General features: G+C 72.1%; 16 protein-coding genes. 11 read left to right on the plus strand and 5 right to left on the minus strand.

The window, feature by feature from the left end; translation table 11 throughout:
* The 3 genes from HNR30_RS36730 (at position 1) to HNR30_RS36740 (ending at position 4506) form a co-directional block, all read left to right on the plus strand.
* Positions 1-1053: an SAM-dependent methyltransferase gene (locus tag HNR30_RS36730; RefSeq protein WP_181614756.1), complete on the plus strand. Its 1053-nt coding sequence runs from the start codon at positions 1-3 to the stop codon at positions 1051-1053.
* An 86-nt stretch (positions 1054-1139) separates the two neighbouring features.
* A complete protein-coding gene (locus HNR30_RS36735) occupies positions 1140-3479 on the plus strand; it encodes a glycoside hydrolase family 2 protein (RefSeq protein ID WP_312894903.1) in 2340 nt (779 codons plus the stop codon).
* 67 nt (positions 3480-3546) lie between these two features.
* Entirely contained in the window at positions 3547-4506 is a 960-nt protein-coding gene (locus HNR30_RS36740; protein WP_181614758.1) for an acetylxylan esterase, read from the plus strand.
* Positions 4507-4534: 28 nt separating this feature from the next.
* On the opposite strand, the gene HNR30_RS36745 is transcribed toward HNR30_RS36740, so the two are convergent.
* Complete coding sequence (locus HNR30_RS36745; protein ID WP_181615181.1) at positions 4535-5533, minus strand: LacI family DNA-binding transcriptional regulator; 999 nt, start codon at positions 5531-5533, stop codon at positions 4535-4537.
* Positions 5534-5584: 51 nt separating this feature from the next.
* Between HNR30_RS36745 and HNR30_RS36750 the strand changes: the two genes are divergently transcribed.
* A complete protein-coding gene (locus HNR30_RS36750; RefSeq protein WP_181614759.1) occupies positions 5585-5788 on the plus strand; it encodes a hypothetical protein in 204 nt (67 codons plus the stop codon).
* Positions 5789-5799: 11 nt separating this feature from the next.
* Here the strand turns inward: HNR30_RS36750 and HNR30_RS49650 are convergent, their stop codons facing one another.
* Positions 5800-9126: a S8 family serine peptidase gene (locus tag HNR30_RS49650; RefSeq protein WP_181614760.1), complete on the minus strand. Its 3327-nt coding sequence runs from the start codon at positions 9124-9126 to the stop codon at positions 5800-5802.
* A gap of 239 nt (positions 9127-9365) precedes the next feature.
* Here HNR30_RS49650 and manA point away from each other — a divergent pair, with 239 nt between their 5' ends.
* From manA to HNR30_RS36780, 5 genes are all read left to right on the plus strand, one after another.
* Positions 9366-10445: a mannose-6-phosphate isomerase, class I gene (gene manA, locus HNR30_RS36760; RefSeq protein ID WP_181614761.1), complete on the plus strand. Its 1080-nt coding sequence runs from the start codon at positions 9366-9368 to the stop codon at positions 10443-10445.
* A 73-nt stretch (positions 10446-10518) separates the two neighbouring features.
* Positions 10519-10782 carry a phosphoribosyl-ATP diphosphatase gene (locus HNR30_RS36765; protein WP_181614762.1) on the plus strand — a complete coding sequence of 88 codons (264 nt, stop codon included), beginning with the start codon at positions 10519-10521 and terminating at the stop codon, positions 10780-10782.
* Complete coding sequence (hisG, locus tag HNR30_RS36770; RefSeq protein WP_220134429.1) at positions 10782-11627, plus strand: ATP phosphoribosyltransferase; 846 nt, start codon at positions 10782-10784, stop codon at positions 11625-11627. The genes HNR30_RS36765 and hisG overlap by 1 nt, the downstream gene beginning before the upstream one ends.
* Positions 11628-11850: 223 nt before the next feature.
* Entirely contained in the window at positions 11851-12195 is a 345-nt protein-coding gene (locus HNR30_RS36775) for a carbonic anhydrase (protein WP_181614764.1), read from the plus strand.
* A gap of 62 nt (positions 12196-12257) precedes the next feature.
* Positions 12258-12863, plus strand: a complete 606-nt coding sequence (locus HNR30_RS36780) for a class I SAM-dependent methyltransferase (protein WP_181614765.1) — start codon at positions 12258-12260, stop codon at positions 12861-12863.
* On the opposite strand, the gene HNR30_RS36785 is transcribed toward HNR30_RS36780, so the two are convergent.
* Both HNR30_RS36785 and HNR30_RS36790 read right to left on the minus strand, forming a co-directional pair.
* Positions 12851-13273, minus strand: coding sequence for a hypothetical protein (locus tag HNR30_RS36785; protein ID WP_181614766.1), 423 nt, complete (start codon positions 13271-13273; stop codon positions 12851-12853). The two genes, HNR30_RS36780 and HNR30_RS36785, sit on opposite strands and share 13 nt — an antisense overlap.
* Before the next feature lie 39 nt (positions 13274-13312).
* A complete protein-coding gene (locus tag HNR30_RS36790) occupies positions 13313-14596 on the minus strand; it encodes an aminotransferase class V-fold PLP-dependent enzyme (protein WP_181614767.1) in 1284 nt (427 codons plus the stop codon).
* 19 nt (positions 14597-14615) lie between these two features.
* Here HNR30_RS36790 and HNR30_RS36795 point away from each other — a divergent pair, with 19 nt between their 5' ends.
* Positions 14616-14999 (plus strand): nuclear transport factor 2 family protein, encoded by a 384-nt coding sequence (locus HNR30_RS36795; protein WP_181614768.1) that lies wholly within the window; start codon positions 14616-14618, stop codon positions 14997-14999.
* Here HNR30_RS36795 and HNR30_RS36800 read toward each other — a convergent pair.
* The gene (locus tag HNR30_RS36800) at positions 14977-16014 is read right to left on the minus strand and encodes an EAL domain-containing protein (protein WP_312894905.1); all 1038 of its coding nucleotides are present in this window, start codon (positions 16012-16014) and stop codon (positions 14977-14979) included. The two genes, HNR30_RS36795 and HNR30_RS36800, sit on opposite strands and share 23 nt — an antisense overlap.
* A gap of 109 nt (positions 16015-16123) precedes the next feature.
* On the opposite strand from HNR30_RS36800, the gene HNR30_RS36805 reads away from it, so the two are divergent.
* The gene (locus HNR30_RS36805) at positions 16124-16792 is read left to right on the plus strand and encodes an acVLRF1 family peptidyl-tRNA hydrolase (RefSeq protein WP_181614769.1); all 669 of its coding nucleotides are present in this window, start codon (positions 16124-16126) and stop codon (positions 16790-16792) included.
* The last annotated feature ends 40 nt before the right edge of the window (positions 16793-16832 follow it).

Raw genomic sequence — 16832 nt, forward strand, 5'->3', positions numbered from 1 at the left:
ATGCCGCTCTCGCTCCCGCCGCAGGAGGCCGCCCGCTACCTGGTCGCCGGGCAGGCTCCCGCGCCCCTCGTCGACCTGGTCCACACGATGGCCTTCCACGCGGCCGCGGCCGGGCTGCGGCTGGGCCTCTTCGACGCCCTCGCCGGCGGGGCGCGCGGGCCGGAGGAACTGGCGGAGGAGCTGGGCGCCGAGCCGTACAGCCTGCGGGTCCTGCTCGACGCGCTGGCCGCCACGGGCTATCTGGAACGGGACGGTGACCGCTACGCCAACGGTGTGGCCGCCGGCTGGCTGCTCTCCTCGACGCCCGGCTCGTACGGCACGGCGCTCGGCTTCTGGCATGCCCTCATCTCCGAGTTGTGGAGCGGCCTGGACGGCTCGGTGCGCACGGGCACCCCGGGAGCCGACTTCTACGCCTGGCTGGCCACCAGGAGCGAGGTGTTCCGCGGCTTCCACGCCCTCCAGCGCAACCTCGCCGACTGGCTGTTCGAGGAGGTGGCCGAGGCGGTGCCGCTGCCGAAGGGCGCCGCCCGGCTGCTGGACCTGGGCGGCGGCCACGCGCGCTTCAGCATCGGCTACTGCCTGTTGCACGAGGGGCTGTCGGCGACCGTCGTGGACCTGCCGGAGGCGCTGGAGACCGGCCGCGCGAACGCCGAGGCCGCCGGGCTGGCCGGCCGGGTGGGGTTCGCCACCGAGCCCGGCACCGGCCACGACGTGGTCCTGCTGTTCAACGTGCTCCACGGGTTCGCGCCGGAACCGGCCCGCCGTCTGGTGGAGGAGGCCGTGGCGGCGCTGCGGCCCGGTGGCCTGGCGCTGGTCCTGGAGACGGCGCCGTCCCCCGTGGGCGCGGGAGTCGTCGACACGGCCTTCGCCCGGTGTTTCGAGCTGAACCTCCTGCACACCCAGGGCGGCCGCCTGTATCCCGCGCACGTCCTCGACGAGTGGCTGAGGCTGGCGGGGTGTGGCCCGGCCACCGTGCATCCGCTGCGCCGCATGGCCACCCGCGTCCTGCTGGCCGCCGTCAAGGGTGATACACATTATGAAACGGTTCAGTAGCTATTGAAACTTAACGGGTTAAGTGATGACATGTTTCGCACTATCCCGATTATGTGGCCGGAGTGTTCATGAGTTCCCTGCGCCCCTTGCATCACGGTTGGACCCTGCACCAGGTGGAGGGCGACCTGAGCGCCCCCGCGACGATACCCGGGTGCGTGCACACCGACCTGCTCGCCGCCGGGCTGATCCCGGACCCCTACCTCGACACCCACGAGCTCGGCCTGACGTGGATCGGCCGCTCCGCCTGGCGTTACGAGACCACCCTCACCTGGGAGCCGTCCGGCCACGAGCGGGCCGACCTGCTCTTCGAGGGTCTCGACACCGTGGCGGAGATAGAACTGAACGGCGCGCCCGTGGGGAACACCGCGAACATGCACCGCTCCTACCGCTTCGACGTGCGCGGAACGCTCCGGCCCGGGCGGAACACGCTCACGGTGACCTTCGCCTCGCCGTACGCCTATGCCGAGCGCCTGCGGGCCGAGCTGGGGCAGCGGCCGGGCGCCTACGCCGAGCCGTACAACATGATCAGGAAGATGGCCTGCAACTTCGGCTGGGACTGGGGGCCCACCCTGGTCACGGCGGGCATCTGGCGCCCGGTCGGCCTGCACGAGTGGAGCGGGGCCCGCCTGTCCCGGGTGCGCCCGGTGGTCCGCGTGCGGGACGGCGTGGCCCGCGTCAGCGTGCACGTGGAGCTGGAGCGCACCCACGACGAACCCGTCGAGGTCGCGGCGGAGCTGTGCGGCCTGCGCGTGGTCGGCGCGATCTCCCGCGAAGGGGTGCTGGAGCTGGAGGTGCCCGACCCGGCGTTGTGGTGGCCGCGCGGCCACGGCCGGCAGCCGCTGCACGAGCTGACCGTCACGGCGGGCCAGGACGTCTGGCGGCGCCGGATCGGCTTCAGGACGGCCGAACTCGACACGGCCGATGGAGCCTTCACCCTGAAGGTCAACGGCCGGCCGGTGTTCGCCAAGGGTGTCAACTGGATCCCTGACGACTGCTTCCCCTCCCGGGTGGGCCGCGACCGCTACGCCGAGCGGCTGGAGCAGGCGTGCCAGGCCGGGGTCAACCTGATCAGGGTCTGGGGCGGCGGCATCTACGAGAGCGACGACTTCTACGAGCTCTGCGACGAGCTGGGCCTGCTGGTGTGGCAGGACTTCCCGTTCGCGTGCGCGGCCTACCCCGAGGAGGAGCCGCTGTGGAGCGAGGTCGCGGCGGAGGCCGAGGAGAACGTGGTGCGGCTGATGCCGCACCCCAGCCTGGTGTTGTGGTGCGGCAACAACGAGAACATCTGGGGCTATGCGGACTGGCAGTGGAAGCCCGCCCTGAACGGCAGGTCCTGGGGCGAGAGGTACTACCTCGGCCTGCTCCCCGAGATCGTGGGGAACATGGATCCGTCGCGGCCCTACTGGCCGGGCAGTCCCTACTCCGGCTCGATGGAGCTGCACCCCAATCTCCCAGAGGTCAACAACATGCACATCTGGGATGTGTGGAACGAGCGCGACTACGTTCACTACCGCGACTACCGTCCACGGTTCGTGGCCGAGTTCGGCTGGCAGGCCCCCGCAACCCACGCCACCATCGCCCGCGCCATCCACGACGAGCCGCTCACCCCGGACTCGCCCGGCCTGCGCCACCACCAGAAGGCCGACGACGGCAACGGCAAGCTGGCCAGGGGCCTGGCCCACCACTTCGACGAGCCGGACGGCTACGACGACTGGCTCTACCTGACCCAGCTCAACCAGGCCCGCGCCATCCAGCTCGGCGTCGAGCACTTCCGCTCGCTGTGGCCGTACTGCGCGGGCAGCGTGGTCTGGCAGCTCAACGACTGCTGGCCGGTCACCTCGTGGTCGGCCGTCGACGGCGACGGGCGCCGCAAGCCCCTGTTCCACGCGCTCAGGCGCGCCCACGCCGACCGCCTGCTGACCGTCCAGCCCCGCGCGGAGGGCCTGGCCCTGGTCGCGGTCAACGACGACGACGAGCCCTGGCGGGCCGAGGCGCTGGCCGTCCGGCTGTCCGTCTCCGGCGGGGAACTGGCGCGCGAGCACCTGGAGCTGGAGGTACCGCCGCGCGGCGCCCTCACCCTGCCGCTGGACCGCGAGCTGGCCGAGAGCGGTGACCCGGCGCGCGAACTGATCGCGGTGAGCGCCGGCTCCACCCGGGCGTTGTGGTTCTACCTGCCCGACAAGGACCTCGACCTGCCCAAGGCCGCCTACGCCGCCCGCCTGGAGGGCCGCACGCTGCACGTGACCGCCCACACCCTGCTCAGGGACCTGGCGGTCTTCCCCGACCGCCTCGACCCGGCGGCCGAGGCGGACGACCAGCTCATCACGCTGCTACCGGGCGAGAGCGTAAGTTTCGACCTGGGCGTCTCCGGCCTGGATCCGCTGAAGGTCACCGGCAGGCCGGTGCTGAGGTGCGTGAACGACTGAGGACGCGCACTTCACCGAGACGCCCACGCACGACGTCCCAGCCCTCCGCCCCCCGAGGAGTCCCCTGTTGTTCGTTGACATGCCGCTGGCTCAGCTACGCGACTACCTTCCGGCTCGCGAGGAGCCCGGCGACTTCGACGCCTTCTGGCAGCGCACCCTGGAACAGGCGCGCTCCCATGAGCTGGACGCCCGCATCGAGCGCATCGAGACGGAGATCGTCACCGCCGACGTCCACGACGTCACCTTCAACGGATTCGGCGGCCACCCGATCAAGGCCTGGCTGCTCACCCCCGTCTCGGGGCCCGCGCCCTGCGTCATCGAGTACCAGGGGTACGGCGGCGGCCGCGGCCTGCCGGTCGACTGGCTGGCCTGGCCCTCCTTCGGCTATGCCGTCCTGGCCGTCGACTCGCGCGGCCAGGGCGCGGGCGGCTGGCGGCGCGGCGACACCCCCGACCCGCATCCCGGCTCGGGGCCGACCACGCCCGGCGTGATGACCTCGGGCATTCTCGACCCCGGCCGGCACTACTACCGCCGTCTCTACACCGACGCCGCCCGCGCGGTCGAGGTGGCCCGCGCGCACCCGGCGATCACCAAGGTCGCGGTGAGTGGCGGCAGCCAGGGCGGCGGCATCGCCCTGGCCGCCGCGGCCCTGTCGGGCGATGTCGACCTGGCCCTGATCGACGTGCCCTTCATGCAGCACATCAGGCACGCCGTGGACATCACGGACGAGTACCCCTACCAGGAGCTCGCCGTCTACTGCAAAGCCTTCAAGGACCAGGTCGAGCAGGTCTTCCAGACGATCTCCTACTTCGACGGCCTGAACTTCGCCGCCCGCTCCGCCGCGCCCGCTCTCTACTCGGTGGCGCTGCGCGACGGCGTCACCCCGCCCTCGACCGTCTTCGCCTCGTTCAACCACTACGCGGGCGCCGACAAGGAGATCGAGGTCTACCCGTTCAACGGCCACGAGGGCGGCGAGTCGACGCACCTGCTGGCCAAGGTCCGCAAGGCACGGAAGGTCCTGGGATGAGTCCCGGCGGGTCCCACGTCAGCGTGGGCTAAGCGGGCCGGGTGGTGCTCCCGCGCGGTGTCAGGCGCGCCGCCTCGACCTCGAAGCTGCCCGGCGGCCCGCCCTCGACCAGGGCGAGCAGCCGCCGGGCGGCGTGCGCCCCGAACGCCGGGATGTCGCGGCTGACGGCCGTCAGCGGCGGCCGCACCACCTGGCACAGCGGCGAGTCGTCCCACGCCACCAGCGACAGTTCCTCCGGCACCGGCAGGCCCATCTCCTGGGCCACCGACAGGCCCGCCACGGTCATGATGTCGTTGTCGTAGAGGATCGCCGTGGGCCGGGCGGACGAGCTGAGCAGGCGCCGGGTGGCCCTGGCGCCCTGCTCGCCGGTGTAGTCGGTGTGCACCGTCCAGTGCTCCAGGTCCGCGCACGCGTCGGCGAAGGCGCGGTCGCGGATCACGGTGTGCATGAGCGAGGGCAGCCCGGCGACGCGGGCGATGCGCCGGTGACCGAGCGCGATCAGGTAGCCGGTCGTCTCCCGCATGGCCGTCACCTCGTCGGACCAGACCGACGTCAGCGAGCCGGCCACCGAGGGGTGGCCCACCACCACGGCGGGCAGGCCCAGCTCCTGCAGCGCGGGCACCCGGACGTCGTCGGCGTGCAGGTCGACCAGGATCACGCCGTCGACCCGGCCCTCGCCCCACCAGCGCCGGTAGACCTCCAGCTCGGCGTGGTGGTCGGGGACGGTCTGCAACATCAGCGCGCACGAGCCGAGCTCGCTCTCGATGCCGCTGATCAGCTCCATGAAGAAGGGCTCCACCCCGAGGAAGCGCGCCGGCCTGCACACCACGAGGCCGATGGCCTGGGCCCGCGCGCCGCTCAGCGTTCGCGCCGCCAGGCTGGGCTGCCAGCCGATCTCGGCGGCGATGGCCAGCACCCTGGCGCGTGTCGCCTCCGACACGCCGGGCTGGCCGTTGAGCGCGTAGGAGACCGCGCCCTTGGAGACGCCCGCCCGCCGCGCGATGTCGGCGATGGTCGGCCGCTTGATGGGTGCCACGGCACTGAACCGTATCAGTTCGCCGGATGTCACAGTGGGAGGATGAGAACCTCCTACGTGGTGCGCATCGAGGTGCCGCTCGAGGAGTTCCGGCGCACGCTCGCCGGGCTCGACGGGGCGGTGCTCCATCGTGAGCTGAGCCCCGGGCGGGTGGTCGTGCTCGGCGACCGCCCGCTCGGGACCCTGCTGCCCGGGCTGGCCGGGGTGGTCGGCGTCACGGCCGACCTGCCCCGGCCCCTGGACTAGCTACGGACCGGCTACTGCACGGTTATCTTGTCCACCTCCACGGTGATGCCCTTGACCTGCGGGGTCGAGGTGGCCGTGGTGACCGAGTCGGTCCCCGCCAGCACGCCGCGTACCCGCATCGTGTAGGTCAGCGAGCCTCCGGGGGCGCCGGGGGTGCTGGTCACGCGCAGGTCGGTGGTGGGCGGACCGGTGATCTGGCCGCCGGCCGTACCCTCGTCGTTCTCCACGCCGACCGTCAGGCCGTAGCCCGCGGGCGGCGACCCGGGGGCGCTCGGGTAGGCGTAGGTGATGTCCTCGGTGCCGTTGGTCCCGATCCACTGCTGGAAGATCTTGAGATCGCTGGTGCCGAAGAGGTTCACCCGCCACTCCACCACGACCCAGGAGTCGACGCCGTCGGTGAGCGTGGCCGCGTAGATGCCGGGCGCGCCCGTGCCGTCCAGGTCGGTCCAGTAACTGGCCAGGACGTTGTTCGGCCGGGCCGGGCCGGGCAGGTTCTGCGGCTGGAAGGCGATGTCCTCCCCGCCGGTGGTGCCGCCGATGACGGAGTAGCCGTTCGAGGTGATGCCGAGCCGGTTCCAGGTGCGGCCCGCGAAGACGAACGGCGGGGTGTTCAGGTTGAGCGCCTGCTCGTCGCCGATCGGCACCGGCGTGACGCCGAACGCGTCGAGCGGGAGGTAGCCGAACAGGCTGCCCTCGGCGATCCCCGGCCGGTCGGGCTGGCGGGCCGCGAGCGTCTGCTTGGCCGTGGCGATCTGCGAGCCCACCTGGGTGGCCCCGGTCACGCCGTTGAGCCGCAGCCGCGCGCCGAGCGTGCTGATCGCGGTGACCTCGGCGTCGGCCAGGGTGCTGTTCTGGACGGTGACCGTGCAGACCGACTCGCCGCTGTTACGCGGGATCGTCGATGGCGCGCACGTCTGGTCGACCGGCACCGCGCCCTCCTTGCGGACGAACGCGACCGGCAGGTGCAGGTCGCGGTTGCCGCCGACCTGCTTGAAGTTCACCTGGCCGAAGTACTGGCCGCCCTCGGCCAGTTCCGGCGCCGTGATCACGATGGAGACGGTGACGCTCTTGCCCGGCCGTACGGTGAACGCCGGCGGGAGCACCACGATGCTCGCGCCCGCGACGGTCTTGCCGGTCGCGACGTAGGCCAGTGTCTTGTCGGTCACGTTGGTGAGGGTGCGCTTGGCGGTGATGACGCCCGGCATGACCGGTGCGTTCACCGAGGGGAGGTTGAGGTCGATCCGGTTGAGCGAGTCGGTCTCGGCCGCCACGAAGTTGGCCGCGGTCTCGTCGATGGTCAGGCCGGGGTCGCCCGCCTTGCTCAGGTCGACGCGGCCGCCGCCGAAGTCGAACGGGTCGGCGGGGGTGGTGCCGTCCTGCTTGACGACGCTGGTCTTGGCGGTGGTCTCCAGAGCCGACTTGACCTGGCCCGGCGTCCAGGTGGGATGCAGGGCGAAGATCAGCGCCGCCGAGCCCGCCACGTGCGGCGACGACATCGAGGTGCCCGCGATCGCCTGGAAGTACTGTCCGGACGGGCCGCCGGTCGGGTCCTCGAGCGTCGGCGTGGTTCCGGCCAGGATGTGCAGGCCGGGCGCGGTCACGTCGGGCTTGAGGAAGTCGCCTCCCGGACCGCGTGAGGAGAACGTGGTCATCACGTCGCCCTGCCACGTGGTCTTCGTGCCCTGCGTGAACGACGCCTTCGCGGTGCCGGGGTTGGCCGCCACGAACGCCAGCAGCGTGTCGGTCTCCGGCTTGTTCAGGTGAACGGTCGGCAGCCAGTGGTTGTCGGTCATCACGTCGAGCGGGGTGGTGTTGACCAGCAGCATGCCGGCCGCGCCGCCCTGCCTGACGTTGAAGCCGCGGATCACCCGTCCTGGACCGCGCTCACAGATCACGATCTTGTTGGTGAAGATGCCGGGCGGCGCCGGAGTGGTGCATCCCGCGTTGTTGTACGGCGGAGCCGACGCGAGCACGAGCGTCGTGGGAGCCGCCACCCCCGCGGTGATCGTGGCGCCCTTGACCGTGGCAGAGGAAGAGGCCCCGGTCAGCGTCACGGTCGACTGGAAGGTACGGCTCTGCGTGGAGGCGGCCACCGTGGTCACCCACGGGCTCAGGTGGTTGACCGTGCCCGCGCCAGGACCGTCGTTGCCGGCCGAGGCCGACACCAGCACGCCGGCCGCGTACGCGTCGAGGAAGGCCAGCTCCACCGGGTCGCTGTAGGGGTCGGTGCCTCCGGAGATCGAGAAGTTGATCACCCGGACGCCGTCGAGGATCGCCCGGCCGACGGCCTGTGCCGAGTCGGAGGGGAAACAGCCTTCCACGCCGCAGACCTTGTAGACCGAGACCTGCGCCGCGGGGGCGATGCCGTGAATCGGTCCACGGCTGATGCCGAGCGGGTTGGCGTCGGCGACCGGACCGCCCGCGGAGGTGGTGGCGGTGTGGGTGCCGTGGCCGTTGGAGTCACGTGCCGAGTCCGGGTAGACCTCGCCGCCGATGACGGCGTTGTAGGTGTCGAGGAAGGGCGCCCCGCCGATCAGCTTGTTGTTGCAGGTGAAGACGTCGGCGGCCGGGGTGAGCGGGTTGTCGCCGAAGTCGCACACGCGCGGTGTGCCGTCCCTGGTCGGTCCGGGAGCGGGCAGCCCGCCCGGGTCGGCGAACGACGGGTGCTCCGGCCAGGCGCCGGAGTCGAGGATGCCGACGTTGACGCCCTTGCCCGACTGGGAGCTGCCGCCGAGCTTGCCGTAGATCGTCGGCGCGCCGATGAAGGCGGGGCTGGAGTCGGTCAGCATCTGCTCGGGCTTGTCGGACTGGACGGCGGCGACGCCCGGCAGGGCCAGCAGCCGGCTGCTGGCGTTGGCGGGCAGGCGCAGCGCGATGCCGCCGTAGACGACGCGCAGCCGCTGCCCGACCTGGGCGGCGGGCAGTTGCGCCGCCAGAGCGTCCAGGAAGGACTGCTCCACCTTCTCGATGTGCTTGGTGTACTTCTGGGCCGCGTCACTCTTGACGTCCAGCGCCTTGCCGGTGGCCGCGGGACTCGTGGCGGGCAGGTCCTTCAGGCCGCCCCGGTAGGCGGCGAGGGAGTCGTAGTCCAGCTTGACCACGACGCTGACCGGAGCGGGAGAGGTGGACCTGAGCAGGGCCTGGTCGCTCTCGGCCAGCTTGCCGGTGGCCGACTTGTCGCCGTCGACCAGCTCGGCGCCGGTCAGTGGAGTGGCCTTCCAGCTCTTGGACGGCGACGGGGTGGGATCGGCCGATGCCGGCGGGCTCATCGACACGATGAGGACCAGCCCGGCCACGAGGGCGCCTAGGCGCCGGGGTAACAGGGGAGTGCTCGACATTGAGAAAACCTCCGCGACGGGGTCTGTGCACCCACGGGAGGCTCGCCGCTTCCACCACGGAGGGAACTCGGCGAACCCTCCCCGGTGGGCGACTCAGACGATCAACTCCTGGACGTTATCCCTGCGGCACGCGGTGGCATAGAGCTCCAAGTGGACAGGTTTCTGTCACGAAATTCACGCGCGTTGTTCGCCCGACGTGGACGCCCGGCGATGCGTGGGACCGCGCTAGGCTCTGCGGCATGATCGACCGGCTCAGCAACCAGATCAAGGACTACGCGTGGGGTTCGACGAGCGCGATCGCCACGCTGATGGGACGCCCTGTCCCGTCTCCTGGACCTGAGGCGGAGATGTGGCTCGGGGCCCACCCGTCGGGGCCCTCGATGCTGAAGCGCCGCGGCGCGAGCCTGTCGCTGCAGCAGGTCGTCGCCGCCGACCCCGAGGCGGAGCTGGGGGCCGCGACGGTGGAGCGGTTCGGGCCGCGCCTGCCGTACCTCATGAAGCTGATCGCGGTCGGCGCGCCGTTGTCGCTGCAGGTGCACCCGTCGGCCGAGAGGGCACGCGGCGGCCACGAGCAGGGCACCTACGTCGACCCCTTCGCCAAGCCCGAGCTGGTGTGCGCGCTGACGCCCTTCACGGCGCTGGCCGGCTTCCGCCACCCGCGCGAGGCGGCCGAGCTCGTCGGGGCCCTCGGCGTCGCCGCACTGGAGCCGGTGGTGGCCAGGCTCAAGGCGGGCGAGACCCTGCGGGCGCTCAGGCTGCTGCTGGAATGGCCGCACGAGGAGCGCGCCGGGCTGGTCGAGGCCATCGCGGCGCGTGGCGACGCCATGGTCGGGCTCCTGGCCAGGCTCTACCCCCGCGACCCCGCCGTGCTGGCGCCGCTGCTGATGCGCCGCCACGAACTGCGCCCCGGCGAGGCGCTGTTCCTCGGCGCGGGCGTGCTCCACGCCTACATCGAGGGCTTCGGCGTGGAGATCATGTCCGCCTCCGACAACGTGCTGCGCGCGGGCCTGACGCCCAAGCCGATCGACGTCGAGGAACTGCTGGCGGTGACCGAGCCGACGACCCAGCCCCTCGGGGTCGAGCCCTCCCACCACCTCTACCGGGTGCCCACGCCGGAGTTCGCGCTCGGCAGGGCGGTCAACCCCCGGCTGCGCCTCGACGGCGGCCTGCCGCGCATCCTGCTGTGCACCGAGGGCGAGGTGCTCGCGGGCAGGCAGCGGCTGGCGGCGGGGGAGTCGGCGTTCGTCAGCGCCTCGGCCGGTGACGTGGAGGTGCACGGCAGGGGAACGATCTTCTGGGCGCAGCCGAATCTCGTCTGACGGACACGCGCGACCCGCCCCCTCCGGGGAGACTAGGCTGGTCCCCGCCGTATCCGACTCTGGAAGAGAGCCCATGAAGACCTTCGATGAACTGTTCGCCGAGCTGTCCGAGAAGGCACGCACCCGGCCCGCGGGCTCGGGCACCGTGGCCGCGCTCGACGCCGGCGTCCATGCCATCGGCAAAAAGGTCGTGGAGGAGGCGGCGGAATCCTGGATGGCCGCCGAGCACGAGTCCGCCGAGCGGGCCGCGGAGGAGATCTCTCAGCTCCTCTACCACGTGCAGGTGCTCATGCTCGCCAAGGGCCTCAAGCTCTCCGACGTCTACCGGTGGTTGTGATGCTGCGCCTGGCCGTGCCCAACAAGGGCGCGCTGAACGAAGCCGCCCAGCTCATGCTGAAGGAAGCCGGCTACCGCGGCCGCCGCGACAGCAAGGAACTGGTCGTGGTCGACCAGGACAACGCCTGCGAGCTGTTCTTCCTGCGTCCGCGCGACATCGCCGTCTACGTCGGCGAGGGCACGCTCGACGCCGGCATCACCGGCCGTGACCTGCTGATCGACTCCGGCTCGCCCGCCGAGGAGATCATGCCGCTCGGCTTCGGCGGTTCCACCTTCCGCCTGGCCTCCAAGTCCGGCGCGCTGTCGGGCGTGAAGGACCTGGCCGGGCTGCGGGTGGCCACCGCCTTCCCCGGCCTGCTGGAGCGCTACCTGGCCGACAGCGGCGTCGACGCCCGCGTCATCAAGCTCGACGGCGCGGTCGAGACCGCCATCCGGCTGGGTGTCGCCGATGCCATCGCCGACGTCGTCGAGACGGGCACCACGCTGCGCAACGTCGGCCTGGAGGTGTTCGGCGAGCCGATCATGCGCTCCGAGGCCGTGCTGGTCAAGCAGCACGGATCGCCGGAGACTCCCGGCCTCGACCAGCTCATCCGCCGCCTGCAGGGCGTCATCCACGCCCGCGACTTCGTCATGATGGACTACGACATCCGCGCCGAGCGGATCGAGGAGGCCATCGCGCTCACCCCCGGGATGGAGGGGCCGACGGTCTCGCCGCTCCATCGCGAGGGCTGGGTGGCGGTGCGCGCCATGGTCAGGCGCAAGGGACACCAGCAGGTCATGGACCAGCTGTGGGAGATCGGCGCCCGGGCGATCCTGGTCACCGACATCTACGCCTGCCGCATCTAGACGCGATCGGCTCCAAGCCTCACAGTCATCACTGTGAGTAACTTCGCGATCGCGCGACGTGGCCTGCTCGTGGCCGCAGGGGCGGCGTTCGCCGGCATGGGATTCGCCGGGGGCGTCGCCCTGGGCCGCTCGCAGCCCGCCGTTCCGAGCGAGCCCGCGCCGCACGGGGCGGGCGAGGCCTGGGCCGCGCTGATGCGCGGCAACGACCGCTGGTCCGGCGGGCGTGGGCGACCTCATGGTGGTCCGTACGGCGGCGCACACGCTCGACCCGCTGGTCAAGGCGGCCGTGGAGTACGGCCCGCAGCACCTGGGCGTGCCGCTGGTCGTCGTCCTGGGCCACCAGCGCTGCGGCGCGGTCACCGCCGCCCGCGAGGCCATCCGCGACGGCCGGCGCCTCCACGGCGACCTGCAACGCGTCGTCGACGAGTTGCTGCCCTCCTACCGCGGCGACGTCACCGGGATGATCCAGGCGCACACCCGGGCGTGCGTGCGCAGGCTCGGCGGCCTCGGCGTCACGGTGATCGGCGCCTACTACTCGCTCGACACCGGCGTCGTGCGTCGGATCTGATCGTTTGCCGTTCCGGCAACGCGGCTTGCGCTCCGCGGCGGTCGTCCAGCACAGTCGGAGTCATGTTCGACCAGGCCTTCTGGGAGGAGCGTTACAGCTCGGCTCCCGCCATCTGGAGCAAGAATCCCAACCCTCAGCTCGTCACCGAGGTGTCGGAGCTCACCCCCGGCACCGCGCTCGACGTCGGGTGCGGCGAGGGCGCCGACGCCCGCTGGCTCGCCGCACGCGGATGGCGCGTGACCGGCGTGGACATCTCGCCCACCGCCCTCAAGCGCGCCGCCGAGGCCGAGCCCTCGGTGGAGTGGGTGCACGCCGACCTCTTCGGCGCCTGGCCCTTCGCCGGGCGCGCCTTCGACCTCGTCTCCGCCCAGTTCATGCACCCGCCGGCCGACGAGCGCGCCGTCCTGTTCGGCGCGCTGGCCTCGGCCGTGGCGCCCGGAGGGACGCTGCTCATCGTTGGTCACCATCCGCTCGACCTGGAGATGGGCGTGCCCAGGCCGCCGATGCCCGAGCTGTTCTACACGGCGGAGGACCTCGCGGCGGCGCTCGCCCCAGGGGAGTGGAGCGAGGTGGTCACCGACACCCGGCCCCGGCAGACGACCTACGACGGCCAGGAGTACACCATCCACGACGCCGTCCTGACCGCCCGCCGCACTCACGCCAGGTAGATCGCGACGACCACCGCGGCCACCCCGGCCCTGACGCTCCAGTGCGCCCGCTCGTCGGTCCCCAGGACGGCCAGCGGGAAGGCGATCGCGCCGCCGAGCACGATCAGGTTCATGCCGGGGGAGTCCATGGTCCACAGCCCGTGCAGGCAGATCGCCGCCAGCGCCGCCGCCGCCCACGCGGGCCGGATCCGCAGGGCGCGCAGCAGCGGCCACGCGATCGGCAGCGCCACCCAGGGGCCGTGCTCCCACAGGGCGTCCAGGAGGGCAAGCCATCCGTAGGATCCGCTCGCGAGGCCGGGGAAGACGGCGGCGGTGACGAGGACCAAGGCGATGAGCGCGATGGGCAACCCGACGCCGAGGAGAGCGGCGAAGACCACGCGTTCGGCCACGGAGCGCTCGGGGGGCGTCATGGGCGGTTCGACGACGGAAGATCGGCTTTTGTTCGCCCGTCACCGCAGCGCCGCCACCGCCCTGACGGCCTGGTCGACCTGCTCCGGGGTGTTCATGATGGTCGTCCCGAACCGCAGCAGCGGCTCGGCGTACGGCGTCACGCTGGTCTCGATCCGGTGCTGGAGCCGCAGCCGTTCGACCGCCTCGAAGGGCTCCATGCCGGTCACCGACAGGCACACCAGCCCGGCCGACACCGACGGCGACAGCGGCGTGGCCAGCCGCACGTTCGGCAGCGCGCGCAGCCCGTCCTTGAGGCGCGTGGCCAGCGACTGGATGCGCTCCTGGACCCGCTCCTTGCCGATGCGCCGGTGGAAGGCGAAGGCCTCGGGCATGGCCCAGCGGTGCTCGAAGGCCTTGTAGCCGCCGGGGGTGAAGTAGTCGCCCGACGCCCGGCCGGGCTCGGCGCCGCTCTGCCACGACCGGAAGGCGGTGGCGCTGAAGCTGGGGATGAGCGCGGAGAGCGGCTCCCACGTGCGGCCCCACAGGATGCCGGTGCCGCGAGGCCCCGCCAGCCATTTGTGGGTGCCGCTGGCCAGGAAGTCGCAGCCGAGGTCGTCGACGCCGTCGGCCATGGCGCCGAAGCCGTGCACGCCGTCGACGCACAGCAGCGCCTGCTCGCCGTGGTTGCGGGAGCGGTTGGCGTCGGCGACCATGTCGGCGATCGCGCGGACGGGCAGGCGCACGCCGGTGCTGGAGTGCACCCAGGTGACCGCGACGACGCGGGTGCGCGGGGTGATGCCCGCCTTCAGGGCGGCGACGATCGCGTCGGCGGAGGCGGTGGCGGGGTCGTCGTAGAGGCGTACGCGGCGCACGGTGGCGCCGGTGCGCTCGGCCAGCAGGCGCAGGCCTTCGTGGGTGGCCAGGAAGTCGTGCTCGGTGGTGAGCACCTCCTGTCCCTCGCGCAGGCGCAGCCCCGAGTAGAGCAGGCCCAGGCCCATGGTGGTGCTGTCGGTGATGGCGATCTGGCCGGGCTGGCCGCCCAGGTACTCCGCCGCCGCCTGGGTCACCGCCAGGTCGGGCGTCCCGCCTCCGGCGGGGGTGTAGTGGGGGTCGGCGTCGAGGGCGTCACGATGGCCCTGGATCGCCCGCCGTACGGGCTCCGGATGCGGGGCCAGGACGAAGGCGGCGAAGTTGGCCACGTCGGGCTTGAGACTGAACTGGGCGCGCACGGCCTCCCAGTCGTCGAGCGCGGGCCGCGCGAGCGGCGGCTCTTCGGAGGAGGTGCAGCCGGCCAGCGGGGCGAGTAATCCGGCGCCCAGGAGCGCCCGTCGGTTCAGCGTCACAAGCCCCTAGTCTGTAGCCATGACGAACGCGGTGGAACGTCTGTACGCGGCGATGTTAAAAGTTGATGTTCACGAACTGCTGGCCGTTCTGCATCCGGAGTTCGTGCTTGACGTGAGCCGGGGCATGCCCCTGGGGGTCGGTGGTGTGCACCATGGGCCCGAGTCGGCCGTCAAGGACTGCTGGGGTGTGATCTTCGGCGCCTACGAGACCGCGCCGGTGCCCGACGAGTACGTCTGGGCGGGTGAGGAGCGGTGCGTGGCGATGGGCGCCTACCGTGGCCGGCTGCGCGCGACCGGCCAGGAGTACGAAGCCGCCTTCGCCCACGACCTGCGTCTGCGTGACGGCCTGATCGTGCGGCTGACCCAGTTCACCGACACCGCTAGCTGGCCCGGGCCGCGCTGACCCGGCGCATCAAATCCGACACGCGCACGATGCCCATGCACCTGTTCACCTCGTCGGTCACCACCAGGTCGTCGTAGGCGCGCGTGCTGTCGCGCCCGGCGACCTGCATGGCCGCGATGGCCGGTGTGGTCTTCGGTACGGCACGCGGCGGGTCGGCCAGCCGCAGCGCCGGCTTCCTGCCGTGCAGCGCGTGCCCGAAGCGCGAGGAGAACGACAGCAGGAAGCGTCCGCGGTCCAGGCTGCCCTTGGGCCGCTGGTAGTCGTCGACCAGGATCACGCTGGTGATCGACGGCTCGGTGCCGAACGCCTCGATCACCTCTTCCGCGGTGGCCTGCTCCGGCAGTGTCACCGCGGGCAGCAGGAGCTCCTGCACGCGCGGCCCCAGCAGGGCGGCGTTCGGCTCCTGAGGGGGTGTCGGCAGCGGCACGTGCACCCGCCCGTCGCGTCCCGGCGCCAGCAGCGGCCCCTCCGCCAGCCGTACTCCCCAGTCGCGCACCTGGCCGAGCTGCGGCTCGTCCTCGACGCCCGGCGCCAGGACGTGCGCGCCGATGCCGCGCGCCATCGTGACGACGGACCGGGCCACCGCCGCCCGCCGCGGGTCGCGCGGCGCGCGGCCGACGACGTCGGTGGACAGGCACAGCAGGTACGGCGAGGCGTCGGCGATCAGGTCGGGCGGCATGCTCTCGGCGCCCAGCCCGCCGAAGGCCAGCAGGTACCCGATGGCGCGCAGCCCGTCCAGCCCGACGGTGAGCAGCCGCCGCTCGGCCTCCCCGCAGCCGCCGCGCAGCACGAGGATGACCTCGCGCGGGCGCCTGCCCGAGCGCCTGAGCGCCTCGTGGAGGGGCGCCAGCGCGCCCGAGCCGTTCAGGACCACCCGGACGGGCAGGTCGAGCAGGAGGGGGAGCATGCCCTCCCGGCGCGCGGCGTCGATGGCGTCGGGCGGGGTGCGCAACGCCACGACACCCCCGGTGTCGAGGTCGACGACGGGGGTGATGGAAGTCAGCTGGGCCAGCACGTACGTGATGATCCTCCGTGTTGCTCCCGTTACAGAAGGGGGCGCCTATGAAGTTCACCGACATTTCCCCGCGAGTTCCCGACGCCTCGGGTGGGTTACCCTGCTGCGCATGACTGCCCGGCCCGCCAGCGGCGGCGGGCGCTGGGTGGACGTGCCGCCCGAGCGCCTCAACAAGTGGATCGACGGCTTCGCCGGCCGCCACGGACCGATCACCGCCGTCGCCGAGCCCGACGTGCTGCGGCTGACCGCCGCCGACGGGTCGACCGCCGATCTCGTCGTGCCCTTCCCGCCCTTCGAGCCCGCCGCGCCGTACATCTCGCGCTTCATCGCCCACGCCTCCCGGCAGCGCACCGTCGGCGTGATCCTGCTGCGGCTGGGCGGGCACGCGACCGGCGTGTTCCGCGGCGCCGAGCTGGTGGTGTCGAAGGTGGGCTCCACCTATGTCCAGGGCCGCACGGCCGCGGGCGGCTGGTCGCAGCAACGTTTCGCCAGGCGGCGCGGCAACCAGGCGAGCAAGGCCGTGGAGGCGGCGGGCGACACGGTGGCGCGCGTGCTGCTGCCCTACGACAAGGAGCTCGACGCGGTGATCCTGGGCGGCGACCGCAGGTCCGTCGAGGTGCTGGGCGAGGACAGGCGGCTGGCTCCGCTGCTGGCCAAGGTGGTGGAGCCGTTCCTGACGGTGCCGGATCCGAAGCTCGCGGTGCTCAAGGAGACCCCCGCGCGCTTCCGCGCGGTGCGGGTGCGCGTCGTCAACGCGGGTGAGCCGGCGGCCGGTTAACCAGGCGAGGCTCCGGCCCCCTGACCGTAGACTGATGCTC

The sequence above is a fragment of the Nonomuraea soli genome, from assembly GCF_013761175.1.
GTDB lineage: Bacteria > Actinomycetota > Actinomycetes > Streptosporangiales > Streptosporangiaceae > Nonomuraea > Nonomuraea soli.

What these genes read in the sequence shown, in the direction of transcription:
- HNR30_RS36730 (WP_181614756.1), top strand. Translation starts at nt 1, where the DNA reads ATGCCGCTCTCGCTCCCGCCGCAGGAGGCCGCCCGCTACCTGGTCGCC.
- HNR30_RS36750 (WP_181614759.1), top strand. Translation starts at nt 5,585, where the DNA reads ATGAGAACCTCCTACGTGGTGCGCATCGAGGTGCCGCTCGAGGAGTTC.
- HNR30_RS49650 (WP_181614760.1), bottom strand. Translation starts at nt 9,126, where the DNA reads ATGTCGAGCACTCCCCTGTTACCCCGGCGCCTAGGCGCCCTCGTGGCC.
- manA (WP_181614761.1), top strand. Translation starts at nt 9,366, where the DNA reads ATGATCGACCGGCTCAGCAACCAGATCAAGGACTACGCGTGGGGTTCG.
- HNR30_RS36765 (WP_181614762.1), top strand. Translation starts at nt 10,519, where the DNA reads ATGAAGACCTTCGATGAACTGTTCGCCGAGCTGTCCGAGAAGGCACGC.
- hisG (WP_220134429.1), top strand. Translation starts at nt 10,782, where the DNA reads ATGCTGCGCCTGGCCGTGCCCAACAAGGGCGCGCTGAACGAAGCCGCC.
- HNR30_RS36780 (WP_181614765.1), top strand. Translation starts at nt 12,258, where the DNA reads ATGTTCGACCAGGCCTTCTGGGAGGAGCGTTACAGCTCGGCTCCCGCC.
- HNR30_RS36785 (WP_181614766.1), bottom strand. Translation starts at nt 13,273, where the DNA reads ATGACGCCCCCCGAGCGCTCCGTGGCCGAACGCGTGGTCTTCGCCGCT.
- HNR30_RS36795 (WP_181614768.1), top strand. Translation starts at nt 14,616, where the DNA reads ATGACGAACGCGGTGGAACGTCTGTACGCGGCGATGTTAAAAGTTGAT.
- HNR30_RS36805 (WP_181614769.1), top strand. Translation starts at nt 16,124, where the DNA reads ATGACTGCCCGGCCCGCCAGCGGCGGCGGGCGCTGGGTGGACGTGCCG.